At 37.3% G+C, this 13,903-nt stretch carries 10 protein-coding genes; 2 read left to right on the top strand and 8 right to left on the bottom strand.

Annotated elements, in window-relative coordinates:
- Position 1: 1 nt before the first annotated feature.
- From mnmG to RCC89_02175, 7 genes are all read right to left on the bottom strand, one after another.
- Entirely contained in the window at positions 2–1,864 is a 1,863-nt protein-coding gene (gene mnmG / locus RCC89_02205) for a tRNA uridine-5-carboxymethylaminomethyl(34) synthesis enzyme MnmG (GenBank protein WMJ71989.1), read from the bottom strand.
- Between the two features lie 743 nt (positions 1,865–2,607).
- On the bottom strand, positions 2,608–3,042 hold the full coding sequence (gene ybeY / locus RCC89_02200) for an rRNA maturation RNase YbeY (protein ID WMJ71988.1): 435 nt from the start codon (positions 3,040–3,042) through the stop codon (positions 2,608–2,610).
- On the bottom strand, positions 3,042–3,443 hold the full coding sequence (locus RCC89_02195; protein ID WMJ71987.1) for an ATP-binding protein: 402 nt from the start codon (positions 3,441–3,443) through the stop codon (positions 3,042–3,044). Before RCC89_02195 ends, ybeY begins: the two co-directional genes overlap by 1 nt.
- Positions 3,444–3,476: 33 nt before the next feature.
- Positions 3,477–6,785 carry a DUF4175 family protein gene (locus RCC89_02190; protein WMJ71986.1) on the bottom strand — a complete coding sequence of 1,103 codons (3,309 nt, stop codon included), beginning with the start codon at positions 6,783–6,785 and terminating at the stop codon, positions 3,477–3,479.
- Between the two features lie 94 nt (positions 6,786–6,879).
- Positions 6,880–8,634 (bottom strand): ABC transporter substrate-binding protein, encoded by a 1,755-nt coding sequence (locus RCC89_02185; GenBank protein ID WMJ71985.1) that lies wholly within the window; start codon positions 8,632–8,634, stop codon positions 6,880–6,882.
- A gap of 88 nt (positions 8,635–8,722) precedes the next feature.
- Positions 8,723–9,484, bottom strand: coding sequence for an exodeoxyribonuclease III (locus tag RCC89_02180; GenBank protein ID WMJ71984.1), 762 nt, complete (start codon positions 9,482–9,484; stop codon positions 8,723–8,725).
- Between the two features lie 27 nt (positions 9,485–9,511).
- Complete coding sequence (locus RCC89_02175; GenBank protein WMJ71983.1) at positions 9,512–9,847, bottom strand: hypothetical protein; 336 nt, start codon at positions 9,845–9,847, stop codon at positions 9,512–9,514.
- Between the two features lie 211 nt (positions 9,848–10,058).
- Between RCC89_02175 and RCC89_02170 the strand changes: the two genes are divergently transcribed.
- A complete protein-coding gene (locus RCC89_02170) occupies positions 10,059–11,711 on the top strand; it encodes a T9SS type A sorting domain-containing protein (GenBank protein WMJ71982.1) in 1,653 nt (550 codons plus the stop codon).
- A gap of 30 nt (positions 11,712–11,741) precedes the next feature.
- A complete protein-coding gene (locus RCC89_02165) occupies positions 11,742–12,431 on the top strand; it encodes a phosphoribosyltransferase family protein (GenBank protein WMJ71981.1) in 690 nt (229 codons plus the stop codon).
- A gap of 176 nt (positions 12,432–12,607) precedes the next feature.
- Here RCC89_02165 and gldJ read toward each other — a convergent pair whose 3' ends face one another.
- The gene (gene gldJ / locus RCC89_02160) at positions 12,608–13,798 is read right to left on the bottom strand and encodes a gliding motility lipoprotein GldJ (GenBank protein ID WMJ71980.1); all 1,191 of its coding nucleotides are present in this window, start codon (positions 13,796–13,798) and stop codon (positions 12,608–12,610) included.
- Between the last annotated feature and the right edge of the window lie 105 nt (positions 13,799–13,903).

The following is a 13,903-nucleotide window of genomic DNA, read 5'->3' as shown; positions in this document are numbered from 1 at the left end:
ATTATTTTCCCATGTAGATCATTAAAACAGAAATATCGGCCGGCTTAACACCGCTTATCCTAGATGCCTGTCCTATGGTTGTAGGCTTTATCTTTTTGAACTTTTCTTTAGCTTCAGCTGACAACGCAGGGATATTGTCATAGTTCATGTTTTCACTAATGGTCATATTCTCCACCCCTGCCATCCGTTTTACATTGCTTTCTTCTTTTTCTATATAGTCTTTGTACTTTATTTCTATCGTAGCCTGTTCTACCACTTCGTTTCCATACGATTCAAAAAGCTGTTTCAGCTTATCGGATGCTTCTATAAAATGTTCAGGTTCTATTCCTGGCCTTTTGATAAGGTTATAAATACTGGCTTTTTCTCTTATAGGGGCGCTACCTTTTTGTTCCAGGAATGGGTTAGCTTTGTCAGGTGTTAATTTAATCTCGCTGAATAGTTTTATGGTAAGATCCCTGTTGGTTTCTTTTTGTTTAGCGTTTTTAAACCTTTCTTCTGAAGCCAGTCCTTTGTTGTAGCTCAGTTCCGTCAATCTTAAGTCTGCATTGTCTTGCCTCAACAAGATTCGATATTCTGCCCTAGAGGTAAACATACGGTAAGGTTCGTCTGTGCCTTTGCTAATCAAGTCATCTATCAATACACCGATATAAGCTTCAGACCTTTTCAGTATAATAGGATCTTGTTCATTGATTTTTAAATGTGCATTCATTCCAGCCATTAACCCCTGCGAAGCTGCTTCTTCATATCCCGTTGTACCATTTATCTGTCCTGCGAAATAAAGGTTATCTATGATTTTTGTTTCCAGCGTATGCTTCAATTGCGTTGGAGGGAAAAAATCATATTCTATGGCATAACCAGGCCTGAACATTTTAGCATTTTCAAATCCTTTTATGAGCCTTAAAGCCTTTAGTTGGATATCTTCGGGCAAGGATGTAGAAAACCCATTTACATAAACCTCCACCGTATTCCATCCTTCCGGTTCTACAAAAATCTGGTGTCTATCTTTGTCTGCAAAGCGGTTAATCTTGTCCTCCACCGAAGGGCAGTACCTAGGCCCCAACCCCTTTATCCTACCAGTGAACATTGGCGATTTCTCGAAACCGGTTTTCAGTACTTCGTGTACTTTTGTATTTGTATATGTTATATGGCAACTTCTTTGGTTGCTCAAAGGCAAGGTATCTGTATAGGAAAACTTAGTAGGAGCCTCATCTCCCTTTTGCTCCTCCATGATATCATAGTTTAACGACCTGCCATCGATTCTAGGTGGCGTACCTGTTTTCATTCTTCCAGACTCAAAACCGAGTTCCACCAATTGCTCCGTGATACCTTTTGCTGCCCTTTCTCCAGACCTTCCCCCTCCAAAACGCTTTTCACCTATATGGATAATCCCATTAAGAAAAGTACCATTAGTCAATATAACAGCCTTTCCAGGTATCTCCAACCCCATACCGGTACGTACGCCAATGGCTTTTCCTTTTTTGACAATAATCCCAGCAACCATTTCTTGCCAGAAGTCAATGTTTTCTATATTCTCTAATGCGATCCTCCATTCTTCCGCAAAGCGCATCCTGTCATTTTGAGTCCTAGGACTCCACATAGCAGGGCCTTTGGATTTATTGAGCATTCTGAATTGTATGGCAGATTTATCTGTAATAATACCTGAGATACCCCCCATGGCATCAATCTCGCGAACAATCTGCCCTTTGGCCACACCGCCCATAGCCGGGTTGCATGACATTTGAGCAATTGTTTGCATGTTCATGGTAGCAAGTAAAACCTTTGAACCCATATTTGCAGCAGCAGCGGCAGCCTCACATCCTGCATGTCCCGCACCTACTACTATTACATCATATTCTTTGAACATTATTTTAAAGTATTTTAAAGTATTTTAAAGGTATATTGTATTAACGTTCCACGTGGAACAGTATATGTTTTATTATAGTGTTTGTTTATAGTTTTTTATAATTTCATATAGAACGATGAATTGTGATTAATAAAACAAAGTGTTCCACGTGGAACATGTGTAGGGTTGTTTGATTTAGGTGTTCCACGTGGAACGTTGGTGTTTTTTAATTTGATTGTGTGTTGTTTATTTTTTAGTGTCTTGTTAATATAGTTTTTGTATAGTGTTCTTTTGTTTGATTGAAGGTCGTATGTGTTTTGTTGTTTATGTGTGTATTGTTTCTTTGTAAGTGTAGTTGTACTGTTTTGTTTTTTCTTAGGTATCGGATAGTGTTTTTGAGTTTTTTGTATGGTAATTCCCTTTAAGAAAGTGGTTGTGTAGTGTGAAGTACTGGGGTTGTTTTTATGGCGGTGTTTGGTGTTACCTGAAACAATACTTGTTGTTTTTGTATTTTGATTGAAGTTTGGTTTGTTTTGGAGTGTCCCCATTTCTGTAACTTCTAGTGTTTGTTTTGTAGCGCTTGGTTTAATGGTTTGCTCTTGTATAAAAATTAGTATAACCTTTCTTTTATATACCTTTTATTTGATCCCGGTAATTGGAATTGTAAAAAAGCAATGCATTTGAAAAATACAGGTTTGTTCAATCTAATCTTTACTTATTTAACTCACCCCTGTTCTTTATAGAGGGGGGATTGTGGTAAGCGCTTAGATTGTATTGAATATTTGTAAGGAAATGTCTTCCTTGGTTCTCATTTCCTGTTGTTCTTTCTCTGTTTTGTCCGCATAGCCGCACAGGTGCAATACTCCGTGAATGATTACCCTTTTAAGTTCTGTTTCAAAAGTGTTGTCTAAATTTTTGGCGTTTTCTGATATGCGGTCTATACTGATATAGATATCTCCTTCTATATAGGTATCGTCTTCTGAATATTCAAAGGTTATTATATCAGTGTATGTGTCGTGCTGTAAATATTCCTGATTGATAGAAAGAAGAAAGGAGTCTGAACAAAATATGATATTCAGACTCCGGAGTTTTTTGTTTTCCTGAGAAACAATGGTATTGATCCATTTTCTTGTCTTTTGTTTTTCCTTGTACCGGAAGTCGATGTCCTCCGAGAAAAACAGTATTTTTTCAGAAGGCATCAGTCAAAATAAAAAATTAATTCAACAGTTTTTCCTTCCTCTTTGAAGTTTACTTCGTCCGCCAAGTGTTTCATGAGGAATATGCCCCTACCGCCTGGTTTGTCCAAGTTTTCTGGTGCTGTTGGGTCTGGAAGGTTTGCATAGTCAAAACCTTCCCCTTGATCTATGACATGGAATATTAAACTGTCATCTTCGCAATCTACAGAAAGGGTCACATTTTTTGACTTGTCTTCTTTGTTCCCATGCTTGATGGCGTTGTTTACCGATTCGGTAACAGCTACCATAATGTTGCCATAAATATCATCTGTGATATTGAACTTTTCTTTTACATTGTCTATAAAGCTTTCTACAATGCGAATGTTTTCTGGCAGTGACGGTATTTGAATTTTTAAGGAGTCCATTTTCGGTGCTAAAAAATTTTTCTGCAATTTATTTTATTTTTCAATCTTTTGAAAATATTGGTCTGCTTCGTTCTTGTAATACGGGTTAAGTGTCGGAGAGACCGTTTTTAAAAAGTCTATTTGTTGTTCTTTAGTTTTTAAATATTTCTCAAACGAAGGAGGAAGTTCTCTCTGGAGTTCTTTTCCAGTGTTTGACTCTCTTTCGTCGTCAAGTTCTCTTTCTTTTTCTGCTTTCTCTGCTTCTAATAACCTGGTCATTATTTCTTCTTGACGCTTGAGCGTTTCTTGTGTAATACGTTTATGGATGAGGTCTGTTTCTGTTTCCTCCATTTTTTCCATCAGATCGTTCAATTCTTTTCCTGCCTCTTTCCCTCCTGACTTCTGCATTTCTTTCATTGCATTTCGTATCATTTCTTGTTGGGCAGCCATTTTTGCCAGCTCTTTGGACATTCCCTCCCCTCCTTTTCCTTCTTTTTGGAGTTGCTGAATCCTTTCGTTCAGCTGTTTTTGCAAGTCTCCAAGGTTAGGTTTTTTTCCTTCGCCATCTTTGCTTCCTTTGTTCTTCTGGCACATTTTGCCTGGCCCTGACATTTGGTTGGCCATTTGTTCTTGCATTTGTTGCATGACGTCAGAAAGCATCAATGCTAGGTTGTTTATAGACGTCATGGCAAACTGTTGCTTGCCTGAAGCGGCTCTTGGTTGCCTTTCGCGGAGTATTTCCATAGAGGCGTCCATATGGTCTTTCATCTGTGTTACCTCACGCGTCACAAATGACCTGATTTGGAATACTCGTTTGGCCAGCGACATCAAGCTGTCTTCAATGATCCTACTGTCGTCCCTCAGTTTAAGTTGACGTTGTGACAAGGTAATATAGCGAGGATCCGACTGGCTTATAGCTTTGAATTCCTTCATTAACTCTTCTTGTTCAAAAGAGAGTGTCAGTAGGTTTTCCAATATAGCCCTAAGGTCATCCAAGTTTTCTTGTGCCTGCTCTTCCTGCATGTCTTCTTGCATGGCTTGCATATCTTCGCTCATCTTCTTCATTTTTTCAGATGCATCTTTCTGCGAAGAACCGGCTTTTTTGTTCTGGTTTTTTTGCAGTTGTTCTAAACTGTTCTTTAGATCATTGCTTATATCCTCTTCTTTTTCTTTAGTATCGAACAGGTCTTTTTTGTTTTCTAATGTTTTATTGAGGTCCTGAAGGTCTTTAAGGTCTTCTTTGATTTGCTCAAAATCTTCATTTAATTGCTCTTGTTCTTTTTGAAGCGCTTCGTTGTCTGCCTTTTTGTCTTTGCTTTTTTCAGACAGTTCTTTTTGCTTCTCAGAAATATCTTTCAGGTCTTTGGTCAACTCGTCCAACTTCTTTTCGAACTGGAGTTCCTTGAACATCTCTAATGTTCTTTCCAGCTCTTTCTCCATGTTGTTGTCCTTCTTTTTTATTTCATCCAGTGTCTTCTGGATATGGTCTTTATTGGCATTTTCTTCCAGTAGCTTTTGAAGCTCTTCGTACAATTTTTTTGTGTCTTCATCCAGCAAATCGTCCATGAGCTTTTGTAACTGTTCCATTTTGTTGTTCAGCTCAGGGTTTACTTCAGAAAACTTGTCTTCTCTTTCCTTAAGTTTTTTATTTTCTTCTTTTATTTGATCTAGCTCCTTGTTCAGCTCATTGTGTTTTTTAAGCAGGTCTTCCAGCATTTTTTTGTCTTGCCAATCTAGATTTTTTTTGGAACGGAGTTTCTCTTGTGTCTGGTTTACTTCTTTTTGTAATTGGTTGGCTTTTGAAACTGCCTTTTCGATATCTTTCTCTGCTTTTTTGCTACCTTCCTTTAGCTCTTTTCTAAGCTCTTTCTTTTCTGGCACCTTAAAGCTGAAATGAGACGTTTTGGTGCTTTTGTTGCCGTTGTAAGCATCGTTGTCCCATACTTCCAGGTAAAAATCTATGTTTTGTCCTGGTTGCAGCTTCAGTGTGTCTACTTGCCAGTCAAAGAAGAAGTTTGAAGCCTTGCTTTTTGTGTCTATAGGTATTGAAATAGACTTGTATTTACTGTTTGCAGTAGGCTGGTCTGTTTCGGAAATTTTATAATGTAACTGTAGCTTAGTAAGCCCGTGGTCATCAGAAATATTTCCTCCTAGGCTAATAAACTTATATAAAACTGTATCCGTAAACTTTTCTGCATTGATGGACGGATATTGGTCTGGGATAACTTCTATTTGTATCCCTGCCAGTTCTTTTCCATCAGCGTATTTGTTTTCTAGTTCAAGCCCAAGCTCTCTTGATTTCTTGGCGGTTTCTACATGCCTAAAGCCATTAGAGGTTTTGGAGGCATTTAAAGTAGAGTCTCCTGACTTTATTAGTAATTGGTCAGTATCTGTTGTAAAAAAGTCAAAAGTGATTTGTGTGCCCTCTGGTACGGTAATGTTGCCTGAATTTTTTATTACTTCTGGTTTTTTGTTCAGGTACGAAGGGTATTTGAGCGAGGCCTGTGAATTCCTTAAACCAGGCTTGCTATAAACGCTGAGCTCATGGTTTTCTGAAAAGTATCCTGCTCCTTCGAAGGTAAAGTTTTCTGTTCTTTGGAGGTTCCTAAAGGTATATGACCAGGTAGTAGGAGAATCTTTTTTCATTTTCCACCTTCTGCCATTATTGATGAGGTATACATCTTCTGGAATTTGGTCTCCTTCTGTTTCCAGTTTTATTTCAAAGTTCTCATTTCTGAAAGCCTTTAGTTTTTCATTTTGAAGCACAAATTCAAAAGGTGCCGGATAGGTAAATTCTTTGTTGTACCTGATTATTCTGGCGGTACTTTCAGTAAATATTTGTGGTGTAAATAATAATATGGCCAGTAACAGTATGAGTGGTATACTGATGTATTTGACATATTTTTTGTTTTTGCCAAAGTTGATAGCTTCGTTAAAGTCAACAATGGTAAGTTCTTTGGTTTTTTGTTCTATACTGGCAGCAATAAAAGTATTGTCAGCATCAGAGAGCCTGCCTAATTGTATAGTGTTTAAAAGCTTGTCCTTGACATTTGGAAAGTATGTTCCAATTTGCTTTGCGGCTTCCTCGTCCGAAAGCTGTTTTCTTAGAGAGAATAATTTGCTGAGCGGTATAAATACCCAGTTAAAAATAGCCCCAACCGCAAGTATTATAAATCCTGAAAAGAGGACAAAGCGTACAAGTGTGTTGAAGCGCCCATAATATTCAAGGGTTGTTACAAGTATGTAGGTGGTTGTTAATAGCGCAAGAAGAAAAAGGGATCCCTTAAGAAGTAAATTTAGGTAATACTTCTTTTTGTAAGATTTAATTTTTGCTATCAGTTCTGTGAATGCATCCTGTCTCATCAGGGAAATTAACGTTGGGGATAAAAAAATATTACAGATCTGCTTATACAAACAGATCTGTAATAATCATTGTTTAGTTTGAGAACTGAAATTTTTACAATGGCTCTTGTGCCGGGGTTATATAAACTTCACTGAAGTCTCTATATTGCATAGCATTTGTGTGGAAGTTTTTAATCTCCCTCTGCAATAAATTATAACCCTCGTCATACCAAAGCATAATGGCCGGTGCATCTTCCATCAGTGCATTTTCTGCTTTCATGAAATATGCAAAAGCTTCTTCGTCGCTTTTGGCATTTAAGCCTTTTTCATATAATTCATCAAATTTATCATTTTTATATCTCAGCATGTTTGGATATGACTGAGCATTTTTGTCTTCTGGCACTGTTTTTCCATAAAACAACCATAAGAAGTTTTCTGGATTCGGGTAGTCAGCGATCCAACCTACCCTGAAGAACTGAGACTGTCCTGTAACCATTTTCTCAACAAGTTGAGCATGTGGTATAAGGTTTAGCTCCATGTTGATGTTAAGGTTCTCTTTCAGTTGCTTCTTGATCTCTTCTGCTACAGGTATGTTTCTTTCACCGTCTGCGTTCAGGTCAAGCACAATTTTAGGGAAGCCTTTTCCATCTGGGTAACCGGCTTTTTTAAGATAATATCTGGCAGAATCTAGGTTTTTGTTATAACCTCTAATTTTTTCGATATCGTATCCTCTGTTTAAGAATGTCGGTGGCGTAATACCATGATATCCGGCAGCAAATCCATCACCGTTAAGAACGGCTTCTTTGATCATGTTTCTATCTATGGCAAAAGACATAGCTTTTCTCACATTTATATTGTCAAATACACCTTCGTGAAGGAAAGCATAAATGTGCGTAGCCATTTCAGGAGAGCTTTGTAATTCATACTTGCCATATTCTCCCTTTTTACCTTTAGCCTCTTCTAAAATTTCAATGATATAGTCTGTTGGTAGACGGTACATCATGTGAAGGTTTCCTTTTTTGAACTCAAGAAGCTCAGTTTTCCTGTCACGAATGAACCTAACTTTTATGCCATCCAAGTATGGAAGTTTGTTTCCATCGATGTCTGTACCATGATAAGCTTCATTCTTTTTGAGGATTACAGCAGTTCCTTCATCTATATGGTGAATAGTAAAAGGTCCTGTACCTACTGCTTTTGATCTCATGTCGAGACCATACTTGTTAACCGCTTCTTTAGGAAAAATAAAGGTAAACGGTCTGGCAAGGTTATATACAAAAATACTGTTCGGTTCTGTGAGTGTAAACTGGATGGTATACTTGTCGATAACTTTAATTCCTTCTACACCTTCTTTAGGAGTTTCATTGGCTTTAGTGGCAGCGTAATATTCGTTTGCTCCTTTTAAGATATCTTTAAATACTGTAAAACCTTGATTGTTAGCATCGTAGGTGCATAACAAAGTAAAACAATATTTAATGTCTTCAGCTGTTAGTTCACGCCCTTTTCCACCTTCGAAGCATTCGTCGTCATGGAATTTGACACCTTTTTTAAGCTTGAAGGTGTAAACTGTATTGCTCGCGTCTACAGTGTAGTCTTCTGCAAGGCCCTTCATTAAGGTAAGGTCTTCCGGATTGAATTTAAGCAGACCCTCATATACCTGAGTGGCAATTCTGTAGGATATTGCATCAATAATGTGGTGAGGGAAGAGGTTTTTGAAATAATCGGATTCGTTTATATTTAAAACTTCACCATAATATTTTCCACCTTTTGCTTCCCGCAGGCCCTGATCTCTTGAACTTGTTTCCTGTGAAGGGTTACAAGAACTAAAGAATAGCGCCGTACATAGAAAGGACGATAGTACTAACTTCTTCATTTATGCTGAAAAATTAAGTTTTACAACAGTTTATATAGGTTTTTTTAATTGAGCAAGATAAATAAAAACTCCTTATTAATCTAATAAGTCAATCGATTTCAAGTAAAACGGGACAATGGTCAGAATATTTTGCTTCTGGCAAAATCACCGCTCTTTTTAGTCTTTCTTTCATGTTATTGCTAACTACCTGATAATCAATTCTCCAACCTAAATTTTTATTTCTGGCGTTAGCCCTATAGCTCCACCATGTATAATGGTGCGGTTGCTGATTGAAATATCTAAAGGTATCTATAAAGCCATTGTCAAAGAAACTGCTCAACCAGTTCCTTTCTTCGGGCAAAAAGCCTGAAGATTTAGCATTGGACTTTGGATTATGAATATCAATAGGCTTATGGCAAATGTTAAAGTCTCCACAAATGACTAAAGAAGGACAACTTTTCTTTACCTCATTTACATGGCAAATAAAATCGTCCAGATACTGCATTTTGAAACAATGCCTTTCTTCACTTGCAGATCCTGAAGGAATATAGACGTTTAGTACTGAAAATGTTTTAAAGTCCAGCCTGATAACTCTTCCTTCATTGTCATATTTCTCTATGCCACAACCTATGCAACAGTTTTCCGGTGTTAGCTTAGAAAGTATGGCTACACCACTGTAACCCTTCTTTACGGCAGAATGCCAAAAAAGTTTATATCCTAGGTCAATAAAAATTTTTTTATCGAAATCTTCAGTCGTGGCTTTTACTTCTTGAAGGCAAACTATATCTGCATTTGTTGCTTTCAGCCAATCTGCAAAACCTTTCTTCAGTGCAGCCCGGATGCCGTTTATATTAAAGGTGACGATTTTCATGTTATTTTATAAGGCTTCCGAAAGCTACTACAATTCTGAAAAATATTCTAGTATATACATTTTAAGCAGTTTTTCCTGCTCGTCTATTTTAAATTGGGGTAAGCTTTTTTGTAATTTATAATGTGGCCACCCATCATCGTCATTTCCTTCAAAAACATAGTACCCAGCTAGGCTCAATACTTTACATATGCCTAAGTGCATTAAATCTTGTTTTTGCTCTTTAGAAAAGCGTCTGATACCCTTACCCAATTCTTGTATACCTATCAGATATAAAATTGCATCAAGATTGGGCTTTTTACCTAAAGTCTTGGTCAGTTTTGCTACTAAACTTTCCCATTCCAAATCTATTTCTACCTGTCCCATTTTCTGTTTTTTGTTTAAAGTTAAGATAAGATCACTGCTTGTAACAAATCAACTTCGTATATAATTTCAAAATTATATCCCAATTAGTGTTGCACGATGTCGTTTGTGTTAATAAGTATTGTATTTTTGTAGATTATTATTAAAATTACATCTAACTTTATTTATCCTGCATTGTATAATAAGGATATAGATAGTAGAAAAATTTTTAATCATGGCACGTATCTTACTTTTTGTTACTACGCTTCTATTTAGCGGAAACCTATTTGCTCAGGAATCTTGGTTTAAAATAATCAATCCAGAATCGCTATCTCAACCTGTTTCTGTGGCCCAAACGGATGATGGATATTTTGCGGTTGGTGCATATGTGAAATCGTGTGCTTCATCGAATATATTTATTGTCAATAAGGAAGGAAAGACACTTTCTACGCATGAATCTAGGGGTGTTGATGTTATTTCTATTTTTGATGACAAAATTTATGCTGTCGGTAGAAATAGAGTCTATCGTGGTACCTGTGCCATGGTAGAATCTTTTCCGTTTACTATTATTAGTTTGCAAGGAGAAGTTTTATTTAATGGAGATGTTTTTTTAGACAATGAATACTTGTATGATATTTTCTATAGTCTCCAGAGTTTGGATGTTAATGCTTCAGGAGAAATATTATTAGGATCAAGCGTTAATGTTGTAAAGTTAAATGAGGATTTATCATATAAATGGAGAAATGAACTTTCATATGAAAATATTCTTGGCGCCCATTTTTTTGTAGACAACCGCCTTCTTATAACTACCAAAGATTCTCTTTATGTTACCGATCATACAAGTGAAAATGTTTTGAAAAAGTATGGATCCAGTGATGATAAGGAAATTTTTAAGGCCATTATTGATCAAGGGTCTATTTATGTAATAGAGGGTTCTTATGTTAAGCTTTTAAATGAGCATCTCGAGGAGGTTGAAAGTATAGACTTTTCTATGGAACCTAATGACAATTTTACTGGCATGTCCTTCTCAGATGGTCACTTATGGGTTAGTAGGACGGTTACGGTAGACGATGAGCATACTATATATGTTAGTAAGTTGACAAGTGACTTAACGCTTGTAGAAGAAAAAGAGATAAGTTTGGCAGATAAGGAAGATCTGTTTACGGTGTATGATAGTAATCCTTTTTTTATAGGTTCTAGAATGGATCAAGCTTCTATACTCTCTCAAGGGTTGGGTGAGGAATCACCTTATGATGATTTATATGATGTTGCTTTGGTTGATGTAGAATTTTTGGGAGAAACGAGAAGTTCAGAAGAAGGATTTGATGAATTGACATTTGAAGTGACAATAGAAAATAAGGGTGAAGACAGTCTACATTCTGTGTATGCACATGTTCCTCAGGTCAATGTCTGTTCTAACCCTGAAAGAAGTCATGTGCTACTAGAGGAACTTGATATGGAAGCTGGGGAAACTAGTACCGTAAGTGTGACTTTTACAGTTCCTAGAAGAAGGGTTACACCTGTCAATGGCGATGAGCGAAGGCAAGAATATGATTTTTATCTTATAGCGCCAAACAACCAAATCGATATACATCCGGATGATAATGTATTTAGAAAAAAATTTACTACGGTAAATGTTCAAAAAGCATTAGCGAGTGACGCTTTTGATGTTTATCCAAACCCTGCTTCTAACATTCTTTATGTGGACAATGGTGATGGGAACAGTCTGGTCAATGTAGAAATCATTTCTTTAGATGGTAGAAGTTTACATAAAGAAGCATCTGTTGGAAAAAGTAGCCTGAATATTGAAAGTCTGACCCCTGGGGTGTATATCTTACAGGTGAGTGATGAACGGACATCTGGATCTTTCAGGTTTATAAAGCAGTGACAGAATTTTGGCAAAGCAATTTAGACGTTTATGGACGTAAAGGGTTTTGTTAGTGATTTTCTTTCTGTGGTTTTCCCCCGAAATTGTGTATGCTGTACAAGGGTACTTTTGAAGGGGGAAGAATTTTTATGTTTGTTTTGTTCTGATAGTTTAACGCTTTCCAATTTTGAACAATCTGATTTCCTTAAGCAGAGGTTTATGGGTGTTCCTTCTGTTTCATACACCTATGCATTTTTGAAATACATTAAAGGTAATGCTACCCAAAAGATCTTATACAGGATAAAGTATGGAGATGGAAAAGATTTGGCATACCTTTTAGGGCAGCGTTATGGTCAGAAATTGCGTGATACTCCTATTTACCAGCATGCTGATTTTTTCATTCCTGTTCCCCTGCATAAATCGAAAAAAAGAAAAAGAGGGTTTAATCAAAGTGAGTATTTTGCGTCTGGTTTGGCAGCGTCCTTGAATAAGCCTGTTTTTCCTGAGTTAATGCAAAGGGTATTGAATAATAGTACCCAAACAAAGAAATCGAGATTAGAGCGCTGGCTGAATGTAGATCGGATATTTGTAGTAACTGACGCACATGCAGTATCAGGAAAACATGTTGTAGTGGTGGATGACGTTATCACCACTGGCGCTACTTTAGAATCATGTGTAGAGGCTTTGATAAAGGCGGGAGCAGCTAAAATTAGTATCGTATCCTTGGCTTATGCTTCTTAATTCTGGTTAAAAATCCAAATTTTATTTATCAATTACTTGCACATACTTTTACGAGTTAATGGGGTTTTAGCAGGTATTACCATAAGCGGATATACTTTTAGATGTTTCCACTAAGCCTAAAATGAAAAAAGCCGGTTACAATAGCAACCGGCTTTTTTGAAAAGATATAATTGGAATTAGTAGTTTGTACCAGCTTGGATCATTGCGCATCTGAAGCCAATGGTAGCAGTACATGAATCTTCAGCAAGATATCTTCTTGTACCAGGAGACAACCAGTAAGCAACATCTTTCCATGAACCACCTTTGTATACCCTTACGTGGTCATCGATAAGAGACTGGAATCCAGATTTGTCATAACCTTTCTCTTCATCAAGGAAACCATTTCTTCTAAGAGGGTTAAGGTCATCCATGTCCTGGAAAGAAAGCGGACGGTAAACGTCATATACCCATTCGCTCACGTTACCCGCCATATTATAAAGACCGAAATCGTTTGGAGGATATTCATAGATATAGGTAGTGATCATAGCGCCATCGTTAAGTTTACCAGCAATACCGGCATAGTCACCACGACCTCTTTTAAAGTTGGCAAGGAAAGCACCCATTTGTTTTCCGTATGGATTTCTAAGCGCGTGTCCGTCCCAAGGATAAAGTCTTTTGTGAGTTTGGTTTTCATCAAGCCACTGGCTTCCAATAAGTGCCTGAGCTGCATATTCCCATTCTGCCTCAGACGGAAGTCTATAGTTTGGAAGTACCACACCAGATTCAAGAGGGATTCTTCCACCACCTTCAGGAATCTCGATACCTGCATCAAGTGCAAGTTGGTTGTTTACCACTTTTGTTCTCCAGATACAGTAGTCATTTGCCTGAATCCAGTTAACACCTACTACAGGGAAATACCTGAAACCAGGATACCTGAAATAGTGTTCTACATAAGGGTCATTATAGGCAAGTTCACTCGCCCATACGTTTGTGTCAGGAAGTGCTGACTCATAAAACTCTTGAGAAGAGTCCCTTTGTATGTAGTGAAGATATTCGAGCCAGTGGATATTGGCAACTTCAGTTTCATCCATGTAGAATGAACTTACCGTTACTGTTCTTTCTACGTTGTCTCCGCTTTTCAGCAAATCTTCTTCAAAAGAACCAAGTACGGTACGGCCACCCTCGATGTATACAAGGTTTGGACCTTCTGGTTGGCCTCTGAAGGGTTTGACTTCAAAGCCTCCCTCTTCATTATAAGCAAGACCGGTAGTCGTACTGGACTTTCCCGGACCGGTGCTTGTGGGGTGTCCTTTCTGACATGCGGAGAATATAGCTGCTCCTGCTATGAGAAAGGATATCCCTTTAAATACTCTAACAATTTTCTTCATAACCTGCTTATTGTAAGTTTATTTTCAAAATGGATTTGCCAATTTAAATAAAATATTAGAATTACACAAATACTTGAAGCATTTATATTATATGTTATTATAGTA

Source organism: Cytophagaceae bacterium ABcell3 (assembly GCA_030913385.1).
In the GTDB taxonomy this organism is placed as follows: domain Bacteria; phylum Bacteroidota; class Bacteroidia; order Cytophagales; family Cytophagaceae; genus ABcell3.
Note: the sequence above shows the minus strand (reverse complement) of the source record. Positions and strands in the feature narration are given on the sequence as shown.